This window comes from Coprococcus sp. OM04-5BH, assembly GCF_003482105.1.
GTDB lineage: Bacteria > Bacillota > Clostridia > Lachnospirales > Lachnospiraceae > Coprococcus.
The window spans coordinates 90,093-112,306 of the sequence record NZ_QULM01000006.1; the positions used below are offsets into that span (position 1 = coordinate 90,093).

The window sequence follows — 22,214 nt, forward strand, 5'->3', positions numbered from 1 at the left end:
TAATATTATCAGTAAATTTAATCCGTAAATTTAATCTGCAAATTTAATATCCCACTGTACGGTCTATGATGGTGCCGTCTATGGCATTGATGGTGAGGACTACTTTATCTTTCTCAGGATCAACCTTATATGAATAATCTCCATATTCTACATCTCCTATGAAATCCCATACCGGAACCATAAGTCCGGTAGAAAAGCTGTCCTGTTCACTGACTCTTGTATACCTTAAAACAACCCTATTTATGTTATAGTTTGTATATGTCCCATCCTTAGGAGAATTTCCATCTATAGGATTATTATTCTGTGCACAGCTTACAGTTATCATCTTCTCAAAAATACCTTTGATCTCATCAAAGCTCTTTATGCTGCTGTCCTCGACAACTGTATCTGTCAGTTCCAATGGCGACTCATATTCAAAACCCACAACCCCATCATCATTTACATAAACTCTTATTTTTTCCTCTGACCAGGTTTTAAGATTATACTCTCCCCCTGTCCAGCCATCGCTCTCCATATAGCCTCCGCTATTGTCAACCATAACACCATCAAACTGTCGGTTATACTCCAACACATATACCATTCTGTATCCATCAAGTCCCTCTGGTCTGTTATAGCATAGCTTCGCACTGTCACAGGAAAAATCAGCAATCTCCATCTTATCCATCAACTCCTGCGCCATATTTTTTGCTTCATCAACGGAGATATTTGCCCCAGCTTCCCTAGGCAGTTCCTTGATTTCATCCAAGCCCAAATATTGTTTCATCTCTGCCAAAGACTCAGTCACGCTATAATCGTCATACACATCACCAATCACCGAATTAACCCGTATTTCTCCTGTATTGCTGACCATATATCTGAACAGATTACCACGTTCCTCATTCTCCTGAATATACACTGTTACATATCTTCCACCAACGCCACTGTTAGTCCCTCTGAACAGCTTTGTCGTACCCAGATCATTTTCCCATGTATAAAATTTGTCATCAGGATTATTTTCCAGTTCTTCAGACACATCTACCATTTTGAGTTCGACCACATGTGGCTCAAGAATTTCAGCTGTTATTGTCTCTGGTGCTGTTTCATATCCTTCCTTAAGAGAATTCAGATCAGCATTTGCCTGTTCAATACGGCTGTCAATATCATCAGTTTCTGCCCCACCATTTTGTTTCTTGTCTTCCAGGTAATCGACTTCTTCCTTCTTTACACTGATCAATCTCTCGTAATCAGCCTTCGTATATATAGTATCAGCAGCAAATTTAGTATCTGGTTCACAGATATTTAAAAATCTGCTCAGGAAATCATCCCCCAAAGTTTTCTGCCTTACCCTTACTACTGACAGCTTATCTACGTCCGGAACCTCAACCCTGGCATTAACATTTACATTTATCTTAAAACTGTCATCTGTAATAGTTGTAATATAGTTTTCATATTTCTGTGTAGTATCCTGTATTATTACATCTGCCTTACTACTGTCTTCACCTGTTTCCTCAGCTTTACTTATCATATTTTCCAGATCTTTGTTCTGTACTATTGGTGTATCCGGATTTTTCTGGCATCCTGCCAATATCGCAGTCACAATAATCGCTACCAGTACCTTATTTATTCTTTTCCCCATGTGCTTCGCCCTTCCCCTTAAAAAGCAGCCGCCAAAATTTGCCTTTGCTGTATAAAATATCTTCTTCATAACCCATGTATCTGTATCACTAATATTATCCGTAAATTCAATCTGCAAATTTAATATCCCACAGTACGGTCTATGATGGTGCCGTCTATGGCATTGATGGTAAGGACTACTGAATTTTTTTCTGCCTCCAGCTTTGATGCATCTCCCTCATAGCTTACACTGCCGATAAAATCCCATACCGGAACCATAAGTCCGGTAGAAAAGCTGTCCTGTTCACTGACTCTTGTGTATCGGAGCACCACCTTATCTACAGTTACATTCGTACTCAGATTAGTATCATCATCACTGCTGGTATCTGATGCATAATTTGCAACGATCATGCTTTCAAAGGTCTTCTTTATATCATCAAAACTCTTTATGCTGCTGTCCTCAACCACGGTTTCCATAAGTTCAAGAGGTATTTCATAGTCAAATCCCACTATTCCATCGTCATTTACATATACCCTTACATTCTCACCAGACCACACCTTCTTCACGTAGTCATCACCCGACCAGTCATCAACCATCATATCCCCGCTGTTATTATCTACAAACACACCATCAAACTGTCTGAGATACTGAATAACATAAACCTTACGATATCCCTGGGTGGCTGCCGTATCTCTGAACTCAGGGACTTCATAATACAGATCTGCATCGCTGCATGCAAAATCAGTAAGCCCCAGTTCATCTATAAGCTCCTGTGCCTTGCTCTTGGCATCCTCCAGAGATATGGTGGCATCAGCTTCCCCCGTGAGCTCAGAGAACCCAGAGGCCCCATCCATATAACTGTCAAGCTCCTGCTTTGTCTTTCCGTGTCCCTCAAGTCCGCTTGCCACAACAGATTTCACATATATTTCATCTGTATTGCTCACCCTGTACCTGAACAGATTGCCATAATCAGCATTATTCTGAAGATATACTGATACATATCTTCCACCTACTCCACTGTTGCTTCCATAGAAAAGTCTGCTTGTACCAAGCTCCGATTCCCACTGATAGAAATCATCATCAGGATTATCGGACAGCTTATCTGCCACGCTGACCAGCTTTGTATCTTCCTTTTTTGCTTCAACATCTTCTGCAGTCACTTCTTCCGGAGCATTTTCATAGATACTCTGCCATGAATCAATGTTTTTCTGGAGATCCTCTATCACTGTTTGTTTCTCCTCATCAGAAATGTCAGTATTTCCATTTTCAACATCATTTATCTGGCTCCTTATCTGTGATATATTATCCTCACACTCTGATCTGTTGTATATTCTGTCTGAAGTGAACACAGTATCCGGCTCACATACGCTGAGAAACTTCGCCAGAAATTCATCGTCTAATTCTTTCTGCTTCACTCTCACTACCGACAGCTTGTCTACCTTAGGGACTTCAACCTGGGCATTTACCTTTACATTTACCTTAAAGGTTTCATCTGAAATATCCTTAACATAGGATTCGTAATTCTCAGCTGTTTCCTGTATCACAGCATCTGCTTTTTTGCTGTCTGTTCCATCTCCGCTTGCTTCACTGACCATATTATCCAGATCCTTATTCTGAACTATAGGAGTCTCCGGACTCTTCTGACATCCTGCAAGCATCACAGCCGCCACAGTTAATACAAATAATGTTTTTATCTTTCTCATATTAATCTCCTTTCAGATGGTTCTGTATGCCCGTCTAACAGATTTCAGTCTTATACAGATAATTTAATATCCTGCCGCCCTGTCCACGATAGATCCATCTACTGCATTTATTGTAAACACCACCTTGTCCTTTTCCTGTCCGGAAAGACCTGAGGTATCACCATAGTCTATGTCACCTATGAAATCCCACACCGGAACCATAAGTCCTGTATGAAAATCACTTCTCTCACTTAATCGTGTATAACGAAGTATAATCTTGTTCACTTTGATATCTGTATACTTCACATCCTCTTTGTCACCCATATCTGTGTACTCCACTTCCTTCCCGTCCATATCCAATAATTTCTCCATGCCTGAGTTATATAGTGTGGTTATGCCATCTTCAAATACCGTCTTTATCTCGTCAAAGCTTTTCAAGCTGCAGTCATCCTTCACCGTTTCCCCCAGTTCCAGAGGTGCTATATAATCAAAACCCACTATGCCATCATCATTTACATATACATTTATCCGCTCTCCTTCCCAGATTTTTTGCTCATCATCATTATCCAGAAACATATAACCACCCTCATTATCTACGAACACGCCGTCAAAGGCTCTGACGTACTTCATGACATATACCATTCTGTATCCGTCACCTTTATTATTACAATCTCTGAAATCCGGGATTTCATAGCACAGCTCTGCGCTCTTGCACGCATAATCCGTAAGCTCCAGCTTATCCAGCAGTTCCTGGGCTTCCGCCTTTGCCTCATCGGCAGACAAGGTGGCATCTGCCTCATTAGGAAGCTCCGGATAGTTCTCAGCTCCTGGGCGAAGATCCTTCAGATCTGCCTTCTCCTTCCTCTGTATTCCACAGGTATTTCCTAGAACTGTCTTAACATATATATCCCAGGTTCCTGCCACTCTGTATTTAAACATGTTTCCATTGTCCTCACTGTTCTGCATGTACACTGTAACATACCTGCCATCCACACCACAGTTCGTACCGGTGAACACCTCCTTTGTTCCAAGACTATATTCCCACTCATAAAAGCTATTTTCCGGATCATTGCCAAGCTCATCAGCCACATTGACAAGCTTCGGTGTTACTGCATACTTTAATACAGCCTCCCTGTTTATATCATCTGCTGCCCTATCATAATTCCTCTGCCAGGTCTTAAGGTCTTCATTCAGTGAATACAGCTTATCACGTATTTCTATTGATGCTTCTCCCTTGCTGCGCTCCTCCTCGTCAGCCTCTTCCTGTGCCGCCTTAAGCTCGTCATCTATCGCTGCCAGCTTCGTCTCACAGTATTCCTTTGTATATATCATATCTGTTGTGAATACCGTGTCCGGCTCGCAGATATCAAGAAATCTATTTAGGAAATCATCATCAAACTCCTTCTGGCTGACCCTCACCACCGACAGCTTATCCGCTTCAGGAATCTCCACCTGTGCACGCACTTCAACATTCACCTTATTCTTATCATCTTTTATGGTTCTTACATACTCAGCATTGCCACCAACAGCCTCATCTACTGTCTCACCGGCAGTCTCGGTACTGGTCTCAGAACTGCTGTCTGTACTGGTCTCCACCACTTCATTTACCAGATTATCCATATTTCCGGCCACAGGACTGTCCGGCTTCTTATTACAGCCGGCAAGCACGAGGGATGCCGCTGCAAGTATATATAACATCTTCGTCTTTTTCATATTTTCCTCTTTTCATATTGAACATCAGCTCATAATAAATCGCCTGCGGCGAGGGCTGACGCTACATGTCAAGTTTTCATAGAAAACTTGACACAATCTACTAAACACCAGCCCATTTATAAAATCCAGTGGGCTGACAGCTACTTGACATGCAATTAATGTCACATAGAAATCTGTGCAAACACAAAGACCACATGCTAGGTTTATTCTAGCATGTGGTCTTTCATCAAGTATTCATCAAAATTTAAACAAAATGTAAATTCATGGATGTACCCTGTCCCAGAGTACTGTTTATTTCAAGAGTGGCATTGTGTTTGTCCAGGATAAGCTTAACTATCGCAAGCCCCAGTCCTGCGCCTCCGCTTTTTCTGCTTCTTGATTTGTCCACCATATAAAATGGTTCAAGTATCTTGTGGATCTCATCCCCGGGTATTCCTCTGCCCTTATCTGTCACGCTTATGCTTTTATCTCTGGCTGTGATAGTTATCTCCGCACCTTCAGGGCTGGCCTTTATGGCATTGTCCACAAGATTAACAAGCACCTCCGTCATGAGATCCTCGTCAACCGTGAAATCCTCACCATTTTCACTGCATATGAGCCGGATATTCCTATCATCAGCAACACCACCACAGATTCTGCATACATTTGCAAAAAGCTTTGACGCAGACACCTTCTTTCGCACCAGCTCCTGATCCTGATCAAGAGACAACAGCTTCATCATCTTGCCGGATAACCTGCTTAATCTTCCACACTCCGACTGCATATACATGAGGGCAGTCTCCCTGTCCTCCTCAGAAAGCTTGGCATTAAGCAGAAGCTCTGCATACCCTGACATGGATGTCATAGGTGTCCTAAGCTCATGGGAGAGATTCGCCATCAGAAGGGTTTTTCTGCGCTCGGACTCCGACAGCTCCTCCTCACGAAGCTTTATCTTTTCTGCCATGGTGTCAAAAGTTCTGGACAGATCTCCGATCTCATCCTTTGAGGTTATCTCTATACCCGTATCATATATTCCCTCAGACAGCTTTATGGCTCTTTCCTTTAAACTGGCAACAGGGTCAAGTATTCTTTTCGTAAGTCTTATTAGGATGAACAGCATTATTGCAAATACTGTAACAGTAACGCCAACTATCACCAATGCCGTTCTCCAGGTCTTATTAAAAGCTGTCGTCACATCGCAAAGATAATAAAACCTCAGATCCATATACTTTGCAGTTATAGGTGCATACACCTTATCGCCAAATCTGAGATACACATTATTCTTTTTATAATTTACAGAGCCATAAAAATCATATCCGTATAAGGTGTGGTTATAGACCTTTTCTCCATAGTCCTCATCTGTTCCACTGGTCTTATAGCAGACAAGATAGTAATCCTCCTGCCTCTTCAGATAGAATTTCAGAGTCTCCAGATCACCATTTGCTGCATATTTGCTGCCCAGACCCGTGGCGGTCTCGTCAAGATCCCTCTGATACCTCTCACTTACATCAGCAACATTGTTTCTGTACACAAGAAGGATCGTGACCATATCACACAGAACAAAAGCAATAAGCATGGATATGACATTTATCAATATTATTCGTTTCTTTAACACAGCCTACCTCATGTCCTGCTAATTATCTTCAAATCTGTATCCAAGCTTGGATACGGTCTTTATGTTGTCATACAGGTCAAGCTTCTTCCTCAGTTGTCCGATATGCACATCCACAGTTCTTGTCTCACCGGCGAAATCAATTCCCCATACCATAGACAAAAGCTTCTCTCTTGATATGGCAATATTCTTGTTCTTGACAAGCACCAACAGCAGTTCAAATTCCATAGGCTTCAGGGATATCTCCCTGCCGTTTTTCTTAACCGTGTGCTCGTCAGCATTTATCACCAGCCCTGCCACCTCTATGGTGCTGTCTATCTTGTGGTTCCTTACCAGGACCTTCTCTACCCTTACAAGAAGCTCAAGGATTTCAAAGGGCTTGGTTATATAATCCTCCGCACCCCCTGTAAGTCCCGTGAGCTTAGAATTAAGATCGTCTCTGGCACTTACATATATAACCGGTATATCATACTTAGCCACCTCCGGCATAAGCTCAAATCCATTCATTCCCGGAACCATTACATCAAGCAGTGCCAGATCGTAATTATTGTCCTCCGGAAGAGCTTCGTATGCCTCCAGCCCATCTAAAAAAATCCTTGTATCATAGCCGGCCACCTTAAGGTTCATCGCTATCATTCTGGCTATGGCTTCATCATCCTCTACAATGAGAATCCTGTTCTTTCTCATATTCCCTCCAAGTATTACGCATTGGCATTCTTAACATCTTCAATACAGTACAGCACAATTTTTGCACATGCATTTATTGTCGTCACATCTTTCATAATATAACACTACCCATATGCTAACACTTTTTTCAGAGAATATCAGTAGTTATCTTATCTTTTTACAAATAAATTACATTATCTTAGTGTAGTCGGCGATCAGTCTGGCAGTCTTGTCAACTCCAAGCTTCACTGCATCTATGCAGAGGTCGTAGTTCCCGGCGCTTCCCCACTCTTCACCGGTATAATACTTATGATATCCACGTCTCTTCTCATCTGTCTTATCTACCATAAGCCTTGCCTTCCGCTCTGAGACACCATGCTTATTTGCAATATTTTTCACTCTTTCTGCCCTGTCTCCACAGAGAAATATCCTTGCTGTACCGGGCTCATTCCTATAGGCATAATTTGATGCCCTTCCAATTACTATAGCGTCCCTGTCCCCAAGCAGAACCTTAAGCGCCTTATGGGGAATATCATAAGCCTTTGATGCACAGAAATCATCTGCCACAGAGCTTACCATGGCGTTAACCGGCTCCTCACCAAAATAAAATGGATACTTCTCGTATATCTTTTTTTCCTTTGCCAATCCTATAAGATCCTTCTTGGTATAAAAAGGTATGTTAAGCAGCTTTGACAGCTTTCTTCCAACCTCGTCACCCGAACATCCGCATTGTCTTCCAATTGTAATGATCATTTTCCCACCTGCTTTCTTAAACATTGATAATTTAACCTGACACCACATATCAAGTTTTTATAAAACTTGACACAGGTCATGAACATCAACATGTTTAAATTTTTAGTTATCCTCCACAAGCCCGTCTATAAAATCATAGTGCCTGTCTATGGCATTCATTACCTGATCCTTGTTCTTATCCACCAGTCCCTTATACATGTTAAAATGCACTTCATACAGCATATCCTTCTGCCCTGCGTCTGTCTTCACCAAGGCTCTGTCTATCCACTCTCTGTAGATCTTCGTCAAGGACTGCATAATAGTGATAAATATATTATTCTCCGTTGCCCTCACAAGTATTTCATGAAAACTCTTATCCGGCTCCACAGGAAGCTCCTGCTCCACCTTCATATTGGCCAGTATCCTTTCAATGGTATCCCTGTAATCCTCTGAAAGTCCCTTGTTAAGCAATATACTGCATATTGATTTGTCAATTACACGACGAAACTCGCATATATCCTTCTTTGTTATACTGCCAAGTGCCAACATCATCTGAATTATCTGCTGTATAGCAGATCCCACATCACCGGAAATATAATTGCCCGACCCCTGGACACGTCTTATGATCCCCATACCACTTAATGTAGACAATGCCTCTCTTATGGAATTACGTCCAATGTCAAGTTCCTCTGCAATAGCCCGCTCCGTAGGAAGCTTGCTTCCAATCATGAGACTACCATCCTGCATACGTCCGTATATATATTGTATTACCTTTTCGTATTCCTGATTTACCCCTGTAAGCTTTTTTTCTTCTCCCATTTTCAACTTCCTTTTTTTGAACATCAGCCCATTTAAAATTTGCCTTCGGCAAAGGGCTGACGCTGCATGTCAAGTTTTCATATAAAACTTGACACAATCTTTACATCAGTCCATTTAAAGTTTGCCTGTCTGGTATCACCCATCGTTAATACCAAACGGCTTTTTCTAACGTCATTCTAAATATGTCATTCGACAATTTCTAATAATTGGTGTGACATGTCTTAATAAAAATTTGCAAATAATGTGGCCAACACCACCGTAAGTATACCCGACACAGCTATGGCAAGGCTGCTCATGGCGCCCTCTATCTCTCCGATCTCTATTGCCTTGGCAGTTCCAATAGCATGGGACGCTGAGCCAAATGCCAGTCCCTTTGATATCGGCTCCCTTATGGCAAATATCTTACATATCAGCTCGCCCATTATATTTCCAAGAACACCTGTGACTATAATAACTGCAACTGTTATGGTCACATAACCTCCAAGTTCCTCGGACACAGCCATTCCAATAGCTGTTGTTATGGATTTTGGAAGTAAGGTCACATACTCCTCATGGGTTAATCCCATTATCGCCGACAGCACCAGCACTGTTCCAAGACTCGTGATGGTACCCGCAACCAGTCCAAGCACCACTGCCTTGAAATTCTTCTTAAGTAACTCCCACTGTTCATAAAGGGGAATTGCAAGACACACTGTTGACGGAGTAAGAAGCCAGCTCAAATACTTCGCTCCCTCATTGTATGTATTATAATCCACCTTGCTTACCACAAGCACGATGATCGTTAATACTATCGAAATCAAAAGAGGGTTAAATATTCCAAGCTTAAACTTTTTCTTTAATAAAGAACCGGCCAGATATGCCAACAGGCTTAAGGTTACCCCTGCAAACATGGATGTTTCAAAAAATTCATGCATTTATTTTCCCTCCTTCATATTATTTTCTGAGACATTTTCTAAACCTTCCAAGTCTTCCAAATCATCCAAATCTTCCAAATCTTCCAAAATGTCTCCTATCTCTTCGTCTGACGCCTCATCTAAGTCTTCTGAAGTCTTATCCGCTCCTGCTATTCTTCTTTTTCTGTCTCTTCTTATTACAAACTGGGATACTCTTCCTGTCACTGCCATTACTGTAATTATGGTCACCACCGTAACAACGCACACTGGAACAAGCACCGGCTTAAGCCGGCCCCAGCTCACCATAAGTCCGACTCCTGCCGGAATAAACATGAGCGGCATGATCTCTATAAGGAATTTGCCTGTATCCTTCACTGCCTCAAGCTTTATAAGCCCTGTCATCAACCCTGCAAATAAAATAGCCATGCCATATATACTGGCAGGTATAGGTAACGGCAGTACATATTTAAGCAATTCCCCAATAAAGGAAATCGCCAGGATCAGTAAAAATTGTCTTACGTATTTCATATTTTCTTTCTCTCCTCTTTTGAGCCTGCAAAAAATTCGCCTTATAACAGCGATAAAAACATGCCCCGCAAGTTTTATCTGCTGATTGGCGGTCATCAAATGTTATCGTGCAAGCATAATTTCTGTATGTAGGCTTATTACGCAAATATTGGTAGCACCAATTCAGTACTACCAATATTATTCCTTATCATATGCTGTTGTCAACGAAATTTGGCATATTTTCCATTTATTCTTTTATTATGAGTGACCACACCCTATTTTTGCGTTCATCATAAGGAATGTTCCGATCCCCACATCCTAATTCTGGCTTAGGATATTCTCCTCCTGGATCATTCTGTAACGCACAAGGCTTGTCCCGTCCAGGTTCTCCCTATGCATATCTACCGCAGTTATCTGATGATTTGTATAAGTGGTGTAATAGTAAATCCCCTTATCTGCGTTACAGCATGAGGTGTATATGGTGATCTCGTATTTTCCCTCTGCCACCTCACAGCAGCCCCTCTGCTGATCCACCGAGCCGAGTATATGGAAGAACTGTCCAACGCTGTCATTCTCTCCTTCTCCTGAGATTGAATTTGTCTTTACAAATGCTGTTCTCACAAATCTTGAAGCTGATGACAGATCTCCCGGAAGCCCCAGTGCCCCCATGCCACGGCTATAGGTCTCAAGTCCCACATTCTCAGGGAACATATTTTCCGGCTGCTTCGGTGACAGATGCATATAATTGTTCAACATGAACATCTGCCGGTCAAATGGTGGATTGTTGGTAAGAACCCCCACCGGATTGTCGTATATCTTAAGTCCCTCTGCCACTGATTCTACCGTTATGGCTCCGCTTTTATCTGCTATGATCCAGTGCAGCTTCGCTGCAGGGAAATTGTCGCTGTATGGTGTTCCCACAAGATTTAAAGTAGAAAGTGCCTTTCTTGCCTCATCAAGGTTTCCACATTTGCTTAGTATCCATGGGATAAATTCAAACTGAGCAACATTTTTGCTTCCGTCCACCGGCTCCCCATAGACTGCATTTCCCACGAAATTAAGGCCTGCCATTCCAAGACCCTTTTCATTTACCGCGTCATAATAAAGTGGATAGTCATCTGTCACATGAGCCATTCCTATGATGGCATAATGGCTGCTATCCTCCCCTGTATATCTGAATTTGAAAGGATAATTTCTCGGTGTGATAATTATCTCCTCACCATATGAGAACTCGTAATCAAGAGTCCGTCCCATATAAAAATCTTTTGTCTTATAGGTTGCCGCTGTACACATACTCTACCTCCGTTAGTCATGCTCATTTCACATTCTCACTCTTCAACAACTTCTATCTTAAATATATTTAAAGTGTCCACATCAGGGCACGAAAATACCGCCGTTCCCTTTTCCTGACCGGGTATCTCTCCGCCATACCTTAATATATCCACATAGGGAAATGCCACATGCATTGCCATTGGACACAACATCCCTCGTTCAGTATCAAAATCGTAGGAATCACCGATCTTATGTCCTCTATGACAGCCCATGGTTCCCTTCTGATCTATCAATGTTATCCTTATCTTTGGTCTCTTCATTATCCTATAACCTCCAGACAGGTTTCGATGGGAATACCTTTGTATTTATCTACATTATCTGCATTCTTTTCTATCATATACCTGACCACATTCATGGCTGTCTCAGTGGCATGGCATAAGCTTTCTCCATCCATGATCCTGCCCATAAATACTGCTGAGAATATATCCCCTGTTCCCGGAAATCTTACCGGTATCTCGTCAAATTCTATCTTAAAGTACTCCTCCGCCTTGTGATCATAGCCTATAACGCACTTCCTGTCATTTCCCTTGATCTTCGCACTTGTAATAACTACAGATTTAGCTCCAAGTCCTCTTAGTATGTCTATGATCTCGTGGAACGCTTCTTCTGTTGCCCCGTCCTGTTGGTATTCCTTTTCTGCCAAATACACTGCCTCTGTGTAGTTAGGAACTATGTAGTCCGCCACACCAATCAGTTCTCTCATAAGTGCAACCGTAGCCTCAGTAATTCCGTTATACAGACTGCCATCATCCCCCATTATGGGATCTGTAAATATCACTGCTCCGTTTTTCGCTTTCTCCCGACAGAACTCTGTCACCAGCTCTGTCTGCTCCTTTGACACAATGAAACCTGTGGACACTGCGTCAAAATCAAAGCCCAGTTCTCCCCATACCTTAAGGGTATTCTTCATGTATTCTGTGGTATCAAGAATATCAAATTTGCCATAGTCCAATGTATTTGAGACAACTGCTGTAGGCAGATTATAGGTTTCATATTTCATATGTGACAGCACCGGGATCATTGCCGAAAGTGCCACCTTTCCGTATCCTGCAATATCATTTATCAATAGTAATTTTTTGCTCATGTTTTCTCCTCTTTCTTACTTCTCTTCTTTTTGAACATCAGCCCATTAAAAATGTTCCTGTTTTGTACCTCGTTCATGCATTTTAAACGCATGGGCACAATTTTTATTAATCATACAATGCTTCCCACACGTCTGCCTTTGCAGCCTTAAAACACATCTCTATCTGTTCTCTGTTATTCTTTTCCGTGGCAAGCTCCGGCAGTTCCTCTAATCCGAAATAGTCAGATCCTGTTGTTTCTGTATTCTCTGCAAATTCACCGCCAAGCACTTCGCACTCCATAAATATCTTGCACACCTTATATGCGTATACAGGAAGATTATGCTTTTCACGATCCTGCACCGCTATGACTCGCTTAACCTTCACGTCAAGCCCAGCCTCTTCCTTAACTTCCTTTATTGTATTTTCTTCTACGGATATATCCACATCACACCAGCCCCCCGGCAAAGACCAGGTTCCGTTTGCCTCATGCACTAACAATATCTTGCCATCCTTGAATATCGCTGCTCTTGTATCAATCTTCGGAGTCTGATAACCCACATCACCGCAGAACAGTTCCTTCACCTTCTCGGTAGAAATCTCCGTCTTATAGGATATCATCTCCGCTGCAATATCCCTTATACGCTGGTATCTCTCAATATCAAATTTATCTTTTCCATAATACAGACCGCTCTGTGCCAATGCCTGCAGCTCCACAGCCCATTTCAACCATTGTTCGTTTTTATCCATTTCCGCACCTGCCTATCATTAACGTGAACCATAATACTGCGAATAATGTCCCCCTCCAATTAACGTCTAAGCTATACTACCAACATAATAATACAGAATTTAGGATTTATCAATTTTAGATTTAAACCTAAAAAAGGGTTCCGGAGATAAATCTCCGAAACCCTTGAAAAGTCTTATATTATTGAACTATCACTCAAGTAAAGATTACTCAATGATAGAAGCAACTCTACCTGAACCTACTGTACGTCCGCCCTCTCTGATAGCGAATGTAAGACCCTGGCTCATAGCGATTGGGTGGATGAGCTCGATTGTCATCTCTACGTTATCACCAGGCATGCACATCTCTGTGCCAGCTGGAAGGTTACAAACACCTGTTACGTCAGTTGTTCTGAAGTAGAACTGTGGACGGTAGTTGTTGAAGAATGGTGTATGACGACCACCCTCGTCCTTTGTAAGAACGTAAACCTGAGCTGTGAACTTTGTATGACATGTGATTGAACCTGGCTTACAAAGAACCTGACCTCTTACGATGTCCTCTCTCTTGATACCACGAAGAAGAGCACCGATGTTATCACCAGCCTGAGCCTCATCAAGAAGCTTTCTGAACATCTCGATACCAGTAACTGTTGTCTTCTGGATCTCTGGCTTAATACCAACGATTTCAACTTCCTCATTGAGGTGAAGTGTACCAGCCTCTACTCTACCAGTAGCAACTGTACCACGACCTGTGATTGTGAATACATCTTCTACAGGCATAACGAATGGCTTATCTGTAGCTCTCTGTGGATCTGGAATGTATGAATCAATTGTGTCCATAAGCTCCATGATCTTGTCTCCCCAAGGTCCCATTGGATCTTCAAGAGCCTTAAGAGCTGAACCCTTAACGATTGGGCAATCTTTGAATCCGTACTCTTCAAGCTGCTCTGTGATCTCCATCTCAACTAACTCAAGAAGTTCTTCATCATCAACCATATCACACTTGTTCATGAATACAACGATGTAAGGAACACCAACCTGACGTGAAAGAAGGATATGCTCCTTTGTCTGAGCCATAACACCATCTGTAGCTGCAACAACGAGGATAGCACCATCCATCTGAGCTGCACCAGTGATCATGTTCTTAACGTAGTCAGCATGTCCTGGACAGTCAACGTGTGCGTAATGTCTCTTCTCTGTCTCGTACTCAACGTGAGCTGTAGAGATAGTGATACCTCTTTCTCTCTCTTCTGGAGCCTTATCAATGTTTGCGAAATCAACAGCTGCGTTACCAGCTACTCTCTCTGAAAGAACCTTTGTAATAGCTGCTGTTAAAGTTGTTTTACCGTGGTCAACGTGTCCGATTGTACCAATGTTACAATGTGGCTTACTTCTATTAAACTTTTCCTTTGCCATGATTTAAAATCCTCCTTATAATTATGTCCCCAAAACCCTGTGCTTGGGTGACCTGGCTAAAAATTATTATATTAAAAATATAATATATTTTCAACTATTTTTTAGTTGTTATAGGGATAATTATACCGGCATTTGCCATTTTTCAGACAAATGCCAGGCATAATTTATACTTTTTTATATTATCACCATCGCAAATGACCTCACGGTCATCTGTTCACGGCATTTTTGCTGCATCTGATTACTTACCAGCCTTAGCTGCGATAACCTTCTCCTGAACGCTCTTTGGACACTGTGCGTATCTCTCGAAGAACATTGAGTAGTTACCACGACCCTGTGTTGATGAACGAAGCTCTGTTGAGTAACCGAACATCTCTGCAAGTGGAACGAATGCTCTGACGATCTTACCACCGCCGATATCATCCATACCATCGATCTGTCCTCTCTTAGCATTTAAGCTTCCGATTACATCACCTAAGTACTCCTCAGGCATTGTAACTTCAACCTTCATGATAGGCTCAAGAAGAACTGGGTTTGCCTTAGCCATAGCATCCTTGAATGCCATAGAACCTGCAATGTGGAATGCCATTTCTGATGAATCGACTTCATGGTATGAACCATCGTATACATTTGCATGTACACCAAGTACCGGATATCCACCAAGGATACCTGCCTTAGCAGCCTCCTCGATACCTTCACCAACTGCTGGGATATATTCCTTAGGAATAGCACCACCAACAACTGTTGACTCGAACTTGAATGTCTCCTCACCATTTGGATCCATAGGCTCGAACTTAACCTTACAGTGACCATACTGACCACGACCACCTGACTGCTTAGCATACTTGCTATCAACGTCAACTGCCTTGGTAAATGTCTCTTTGTAAGCAACCTGAGGTGCACCTACGTTAGCCTCAACCTTGAACTCACGAAGAAGACGGTCAACAATAACCTCAAGGTGAAGCTCACCCATACCAGCGATGATTGTCTGTCCTGTTTCTTTATCTGTATGTGCTCTGAATGTAGGATCCTCCTCAGCAAGCTTTGCAAGAGCCTCGCCCATCTTACCCTGATCATTCTTTGTCTTAGGCTCGATAGCAAGCTCGATAACTGGCTCTGGGAATTCCATTGACTCGAGGATTACCGGGTGCTGCTCATCACAGATTGTATCACCTGTTGTTGTAAGCTTGAAACCTACAGCAGCAGCGATATCACCGGCGTAAACCTTATCAATTTCCTTACGAGCATTCGCATGCATCTGTACGATACGTCCTACACGCTCTTTCTTATCCTTTGTAGCGTTGAGTACATATGAACCTGAATTCAATGTACCTGAGTAAACTCTGAAGAATGCTAACTTACCAACGAATGGGTCTGTCATGATCTTGAATGCTAACGCTGAGAATGGCTCCTCATCTGATGAATGACGAACAACAGCATTTCCCTCAGGATCAACTCCTGTGATATCAGGAATATCTGTAGGAGCTGGCATGTACTCGATTACACCATCAAGCATCTTCTGAACGCCCTTATTCTTGTAAGCTGAACCAAGGAATACCGGAACTGCCTCACAAGCAATAGTAGCTCTACGAAGAACTTTCTTCATATCCTCTATTGAAGGCTCTTCACCCTCAAGATACTGCATCATTAAATCATCATCTAACTCGCAGATCTTCTCAACAAGGTTCTCATGCCACTTATCGGCATCAGCCTTTAAGTCATCAGGGATTGTTGTAATCTCGATGTCTTCGCCCTTGTCATCTTTGTAATAGTAAGCTTCCATCTCAAATAAGTCGATAAGACCGATGAAGTCTGACTCTTTTCCGATAGGAATCTGTACTGGAATTGCATTCTTTCCAAGACGATCGATAATTGTCTGTACTGAATAGAAGAAATCAGCACCCATTTTATCCATCTTGTTGATGAATGCCATACGTGGAACATTATATGTGTCAGCCTGACGCCATACATTCTCTGACTGTGGCTCTACACCAGCCTTAGCATCGAATACACCAACAGCACCATCAAGTACACGGAGTGAACGCTCAACCTCAACAGTGAAGTCAACGTGTCCCGGAGTATCAATGATGTTGATTCTGTGCTCTAAAGCTCCAGCCTTTGGTTTGTGATGATCCTCTAATGTCCAGTGACATGTTGTAGCAGCGGAAGTGATTGTGATACCTCTCTCCTGCTCCTGCTCCATCCAGTCCATAGTTGCTGTACCATCATGAGTATCACCAATTTTATAGTTAACACCGGTATAGTAAAGAATTCTCTCTGTAAGAGTAGTCTTACCAGCATCGATATGAGCCATAATACCAATGTTTCTTGTTCTGTCCAATGGATATTCTCTTCCAGCCAACGGATTGTCCTCCTTTTATTATTCTGCAGATAGCCCAGATTAGAATCTGTAGTGAGCAAACGCCTTGTTTGCCTCTGCCATCTTGTGCATATCTTCTTTTCTCTTTACAGATGCACCTGTGTTGTTTGCAGCATCCATAATCTCCTTAGCAAGTCTCTCTTCCATTGTCTTCTCACTTCTGGCACGTGAGAAAGTTGTTAACCAACGAAGTCCGAGAGCCTGTCTTCTGTCTGGTCTTACATCGATAGGTACCTGATATGTTGCACCACCGATACGTCTTGCCTTAACCTCGAGTAATGGCATGATATTGTTCATAGCCTCGTCGAAAACCTCTAAAGCATCCTTACCAGTCTCATTTGCAATACGGTCAAATGCACCGTAAACAATCTTCTGGGCTACACCCTTCTTACCATCTAACATGATGTTGTTGATAAGCTTTGTAACCACCTTGTTATTGTAAATTGGATCCGCTAATACGTCTCTCTTTGCGATATGTCCTTTACGTGGCACGGTTCTTCCCTCCTTAATATTTATTAATTCTTAGGTACTCACATATTTCACGGGCAGATATCCTTCTCTCCATGTAACACGCCACGGAAATACTAACCTGTCTGCAAATATGCGTTTCGTGCTGTTTATTGCTTAATTCTTCTATAATTAAATAGTAAAAACAAAACCTTTACCAGCACACTGATTTTTTGAAAATTCTAACTCTCAGTATGAATTACTTCTTAGCATCTTTTGGACGCTTAGCACCATACTTAGAACGAGCCTGACGTCTCTTTGCTACACCTGCTGTATCAAGAGTACCTCTGATGATATGGTATCTTGTACCAGGTAAGTCCTTTACTCTACCACCACGGATAAGAACTACGCTATGCTCCTGAAGGTTATGTCCTTCACCTGGAATATAACTTGTTACTTCGATACCGTTTGATAAACGAACTCTGGCAATCTTTCTAAGAGCTGAGTTAGGCTTCTTAGGAGTAGCTGTCTTAACTGCTGTACAAACTCCTCTCTTCTGTGGTGAGCTTGTCTCGATAGGCTTCTTCTTGAGAGAGTTGAAACTTCTCTGAAGAGCTGGTGCAGTTGACTTCTTCTCAACTGTCTGTCTTCCTTTTCTAACTAACTGGTTAAATGTAGGCATGTTTTCACCTCCTGTATATAAATTAAAAAAATAGTAGAACATGCGATTTCTACGCATGCCCTACTATTATATATTTGCGTTTATGGTATGTCAAGTAGTCTTATGACTAAAATCTTCAGAAATTGCAGTCAAATATTTGTGCATTTTCTTCATAATCCGACACAAAACCCGTCACACATATAAGTCTTTATTAAAATGAAACTTACTCAGTAACGCCTGTCTCAACAGTCTCGGCTTCCGCATCTGTCTCGGCTTCAGTGTCTGCCTCTGCCACCTCATCAACCGCTTCCTCTGTCTGAGTCTCTTCATTCACATCCTCGATTTCGCCAAGATCATCAAAGTTGATCTCGTCGTCATCCTGGAAATTAATCTCATCCATCTCTGTATCAAGCTTTACTGAACGATATCTCTTCATACCTGTACCTGCCGGAATCAGCTTACCAATGATAACGTTCTCCTTGAGACCGATAAGCGGATCAACTTTGCTCTTGATAGCAGCGTCAGTAAGAACCTTAGTTGTCTCCTGGAATGAAGCTGCTGACATGAACGAATCTGTTGCAAGTGACGCCTTTGTAATACCAAGCATTACCCGGCTTCCTTCTGCAGGAGTCTTGCCCTCTGCTACAAGTCTCTCATTTGTATCCTCAAAATCAAGAATATCAACAAGTGTGCCAGGAAGATAATTGGAATCTCCGTTGTCTTCGATCCTTATCTTCTTAAGCATCTGTCTTACTATGATCTCGATATGCTTATCGTTGATATCAACACCCTGAAGTCTGTAAACTCTCTGAACCTCACGGAGCATGTAATCCTGAACTGCACGAACACCCTTGATCTTAAGGATATCATGTGGATTTACTGAACCCTCTGTAAGCTCATCACCGGCTTCAAGAACCTGATCATCCATAACCTTGATACGTGAACCATAAGGTATAAGGTATGCCTTTGACTCGCCTGTTTCGTCATTTGTGATAACTACTTCTCTCTTCTTCTTGTTATCACGAAGCTGAACCTTACCGCCGAACTCTGCGATGATTGCAAGTCCCTTTGGCTTTCTTGCCTCGAATAACTCCTCTACTCTAGGAAGACCCTGTGTAATATCATCACCGGCAACACCACCAGTATGGAAGGTTCTCATTGTAAGCTGTGTACCAGGCTCACCGATTGACTGGGCAGCAATGATACCTGCAGCCTCACCAACCTGAACAGGCTGACCTGTTGCCATGTTAGCGCCATAACACTTAGCACATACACCGATGTGTGATTTACATGTAAGGATAGTTCTGATCTTAAGCTTTGCATCACGTCTTGCCGATCCTGTCTCCGGGTCAAGGAATGGAACTCCATTCCTGTCAACACCCTTCTTGAGAATAAGCTCAGCTCTCTTTGGATATACCATGTGATTCTGCTTAACAAGGAGATTACCCTCTGCGTCATAAACCGGCTCAGCAAGGTATCTTCCTGTGATTCTTTCCTTGAAGTCCTCTATAACTTCCTTTCCTTCCATGAAAGCTTCTACTTCCATGCCAGGAATGAAATCTTTTCCTGCACAACAATCAGGCTCTCTGATTATAAGATCCTGTGATACATCTACAAGTCTTCTTGTAAGGTATCCTGAATCGGCTGTACGAAGAGCTGTATCTGACAGACCCTTACGAGCACCATGAGCTGAAATAAAGTACTCCAGAACGTCAAGACCTTCACGGAAGTTAGACTTGATAGGAAGCTCGATAGTACGTCCTGTTGTATCTGCCATAAGTCCTCGCATACCTGCAAGCTGCTTGATCTGCTGGTTAGAACCACGGGCACCGGAATCAGCCATCATGAATATATTGTTGTACTTGTCAAGGCCGCCAAGAAGTGCCTTTGTAAGTTCCTTATCTGCTGCTTCCCAGACACCTACTACTGACAGATATCTCTCTTCATCAGTAAGAAGACCCCTTCTGTACTTCTTTGTAATTCCATCAACCTTGTCCTGAGCTTCTGAAAGAATCTGCTTCTTTGACTCAGGCACCTTCATATCTGAAATTGAAACTGATATAGCTCCAACTGTTGAGTACTTGTAACCTATAGCCTTTACATGGTCAAGAACCTCTGCGGTCTTTGTAGCACCATGTATGTTGATACACTTATCAAGTATTGGCTTAAGCTGCTTCTTACCAACATGGAAATCAATCTCAAGCTTTAATGCATTTTCAGGATTCTCTCTGTCTACATAGCCGAGATCCTGTGGAATGATCTCATTGAAGAGAAGACGTCCAAGTGTTGTATCAATAACACCTGTTATAACTTCTCCGTTATCTCTTGTAACACTTCTTCTTACATGTATCTTTGAGTGAAGTGTGATCTCCTTGTTCTCATACGCAAGGATAGCTTCATTCTTTGACTTAAAGTACTTACCTTCTCCGATCTCGCCATCCTTCTCCATTGTAAGATAGTACATACCAAGTACCATATCCTGTGAAGGAACTGCTACAGGTGCACCGTCTGAAGGCTTAAGAAGGTTGTTAGGTGAAAGCAGAAGGAATCTGCACTCGGCCTGTGCCTCAACTGTAAGCGGAAGGTGGACAGCCATCTGGTCTCCATCGAAGTCCGCATTGAAAGCTGTACATACAAGTGGATGAAGCTTAATAGCCTTACCCTCTACAAGTATTGGCTCGAATGCCTGTATACCAAGTCTGTGGAGTGTAGGAGCACGGTTTAACATAACCGGATGCTCTTTGATAACATCCTCAAGCACATCCCAAACTTCCGGTTCAAGCTTCTCCACCATCTTCTTTGCTGCCTTGATATTATTTGCAATACCGCTGGCTGTGAGTTCCTTCATAACAAATGGCTTGAACAGCTCAATAGCCATCTCCTTAGGAAGTCCACACTGATAGATCTTAAGTTCCGGTCCTACGACGATAACCGAACGTCCTGAGTAGTCAACTCGCTTACCGAGAAGGTTCTGACGGAAACGTCCCTGCTTACCCTTTAACATATCTGAAAGTGACTTCAGAGCTCTGTTACCAGGACCTGTTACTGCACGGCCTCTTCTGCCGTTATCTATAAGAGCATCTACTGCTTCCTGAAGCATTCTCTTCTCATTTCTTACGATGATGTCAGGTGCTCCAAGCTCAAGTAATCTCTTAAGTCTGTTATTTCTGTTTATAATTCTTCTGTAGAGATCATTAAGATCTGATGTAGCAAATCTTCCACCATCAAGCTGTACCATAGGTCTGATATCAGGTGGTATTACAGGAATAACATCCATTATCATCCATTCAGGTCTGTTCTCTGAATTTCTGAAGGCTTCTACAGCCTCAAGTCTCTTAATGATCCTTGCTCTCTTCTGTCCGCTTGAGTTAGCAAGCTCAGCCTTTAACTCTTCGCTTTCCTTATCAAGGTCTACATTCTGGAGAAGTTCCTTAACAGATTCTGCACCCATGCCTGCACGGAATGCCGAATATCCGAAGTCTTCCTCAGCCTTTCTGAACTCCTGCTCAGTTAAGACCTGCTTGTACATAAGGCTTGTATTTCCAGGATCAAGTACTATATATGAAGCGAAGTACAGGACCTTCTCAAGTACCCTTGGTGATATATCAAGAATAAGACCCATTCTGCTAGGGATTCCCTTGAAATACCAAATATGTGATACAGGGGCTGCAAGCTCAATATGTCCCATACGCTCTCTACGCACGTTAGACTTTGTAACCTCAACGCCACATCTGTCACAGATGATACCTTTATATCTGATCTTCTTGTACTTACCGCAATGACATTCCCAGTCCTTGCTTGGTCCAAATATTCTCTCGCAGAACAAACCGTCTTTCTCAGGCTTAAGTGTTCTGTAGTTAATAGTCTCCGGCTTCTTTACCTCACCATGAGACCACTCTCTAATCTTGTCAGGAGATGCAAGTCCAATTCTAATTGCATCAAAGCTTAATGCCTGTTCCTGTTCAGCAGCATCATAATTATTCTCTGGCATTTTTAC

The 22,214-nt window shown here is 42.3% G+C and carries 17 protein-coding genes and 1 pseudogene; all 18 read right to left on the reverse strand.

Annotated features, from left to right (window positions below; genetic code table 11):
• Nucleotides 1–43 precede the first annotated feature (43 nt).
• The 18 genes and pseudogenes from DXB54_RS10680 to rpoC all read right to left on the reverse strand — a co-directional run bounded on the left by DXB54_RS10680 (nt 44) and on the right by rpoC (nt 22,208).
• The gene (locus DXB54_RS10680; protein WP_118695168.1) at nt 44–1,732 is read right to left on the reverse strand and encodes a DUF6034 family protein; all 1,689 of its coding nucleotides are present in this window, start codon (nt 1,730–1,732) and stop codon (nt 44–46) included.
• Nucleotides 1,733–1,734: 2 nt separating this feature from the next.
• On the reverse strand, nt 1,735–3,297 hold the full coding sequence (locus tag DXB54_RS10685) for a DUF6034 family protein (protein ID WP_118695169.1): 1,563 nt from the start codon (nt 3,295–3,297) through the stop codon (nt 1,735–1,737).
• A 63-nt stretch (nt 3,298–3,360) separates the two neighbouring features.
• Nucleotides 3,361–4,989, reverse strand: a complete 1,629-nt coding sequence (locus DXB54_RS10690; protein WP_021938617.1) for a DUF6034 family protein — start codon at nt 4,987–4,989, stop codon at nt 3,361–3,363.
• Nucleotides 4,990–5,233: 244 nt separating this feature from the next.
• Nucleotides 5,234–6,583, reverse strand: coding sequence for a sensor histidine kinase (locus DXB54_RS10695; RefSeq protein WP_021938616.1), 1,350 nt, complete (start codon nt 6,581–6,583; stop codon nt 5,234–5,236).
• A gap of 18 nt (nt 6,584–6,601) precedes the next feature.
• Nucleotides 6,602–7,267 carry a response regulator transcription factor gene (locus tag DXB54_RS10700; RefSeq protein WP_021938615.1) on the reverse strand — a complete coding sequence of 222 codons (666 nt, stop codon included), beginning with the start codon at nt 7,265–7,267 and terminating at the stop codon, nt 6,602–6,604.
• Between the two features lie 168 nt (nt 7,268–7,435).
• Entirely contained in the window at nt 7,436–7,999 is a 564-nt protein-coding gene (locus DXB54_RS10705) for a cytidylate kinase-like family protein (RefSeq protein WP_021938614.1), read from the reverse strand.
• Nucleotides 8,000–8,101: 102 nt separating this feature from the next.
• Nucleotides 8,102–8,797, reverse strand: a complete 696-nt coding sequence (locus DXB54_RS10710) for a FadR/GntR family transcriptional regulator (protein WP_118695171.1) — start codon at nt 8,795–8,797, stop codon at nt 8,102–8,104.
• 221 nt (nt 8,798–9,018) lie between these two features.
• Complete coding sequence (locus DXB54_RS10715) at nt 9,019–9,711, reverse strand: LrgB family protein (protein WP_021938612.1); 693 nt, start codon at nt 9,709–9,711, stop codon at nt 9,019–9,021.
• Between the two features lie 156 nt (nt 9,712–9,867).
• Nucleotides 9,868–10,218, reverse strand: a pseudogene (locus tag DXB54_RS10720) (CidA/LrgA family protein); the annotation flags it as partial.
• A gap of 297 nt (nt 10,219–10,515) precedes the next feature.
• On the reverse strand, nt 10,516–11,490 hold the full coding sequence (bsh, locus tag DXB54_RS10725) for a choloylglycine hydrolase (RefSeq protein WP_118695172.1): 975 nt from the start codon (nt 11,488–11,490) through the stop codon (nt 10,516–10,518).
• A 35-nt stretch (nt 11,491–11,525) separates the two neighbouring features.
• On the reverse strand, nt 11,526–11,789 hold the full coding sequence (locus DXB54_RS10730; RefSeq protein WP_118695173.1) for a TIGR04076 family protein: 264 nt from the start codon (nt 11,787–11,789) through the stop codon (nt 11,526–11,528).
• A complete protein-coding gene (locus DXB54_RS10735) occupies nt 11,789–12,613 on the reverse strand; it encodes a pyridoxamine kinase (RefSeq protein WP_021938608.1) in 825 nt (274 codons plus the stop codon). The genes DXB54_RS10730 and DXB54_RS10735 overlap by 1 nt, the downstream gene beginning before the upstream one ends.
• Nucleotides 12,614–12,719: 106 nt before the next feature.
• Entirely contained in the window at nt 12,720–13,340 is a 621-nt protein-coding gene (locus DXB54_RS10740; protein WP_021938607.1) for an NUDIX hydrolase N-terminal domain-containing protein, read from the reverse strand.
• 204 nt (nt 13,341–13,544) lie between these two features.
• The gene (tuf, locus tag DXB54_RS10745; RefSeq protein ID WP_118695174.1) at nt 13,545–14,732 is read right to left on the reverse strand and encodes an elongation factor Tu; all 1,188 of its coding nucleotides are present in this window, start codon (nt 14,730–14,732) and stop codon (nt 13,545–13,547) included.
• A 238-nt stretch (nt 14,733–14,970) separates the two neighbouring features.
• Nucleotides 14,971–17,091: an elongation factor G gene (gene fusA, locus DXB54_RS10750; protein ID WP_118695175.1), complete on the reverse strand. Its 2,121-nt coding sequence runs from the start codon at nt 17,089–17,091 to the stop codon at nt 14,971–14,973.
• Between the two features lie 39 nt (nt 17,092–17,130).
• The gene (gene rpsG / locus DXB54_RS10755) at nt 17,131–17,601 is read right to left on the reverse strand and encodes a 30S ribosomal protein S7 (protein ID WP_118695176.1); all 471 of its coding nucleotides are present in this window, start codon (nt 17,599–17,601) and stop codon (nt 17,131–17,133) included.
• A 214-nt stretch (nt 17,602–17,815) separates the two neighbouring features.
• Nucleotides 17,816–18,238 (reverse strand): 30S ribosomal protein S12, encoded by a 423-nt coding sequence (gene rpsL / locus DXB54_RS10760; protein ID WP_118695177.1) that lies wholly within the window; start codon nt 18,236–18,238, stop codon nt 17,816–17,818.
• A gap of 202 nt (nt 18,239–18,440) precedes the next feature.
• Nucleotides 18,441–22,208, reverse strand: a complete 3,768-nt coding sequence (gene rpoC / locus DXB54_RS10765) for a DNA-directed RNA polymerase subunit beta' (RefSeq protein WP_021937985.1) — start codon at nt 22,206–22,208, stop codon at nt 18,441–18,443.
• Nucleotides 22,209–22,214: the final 6 nt, after the last annotated feature.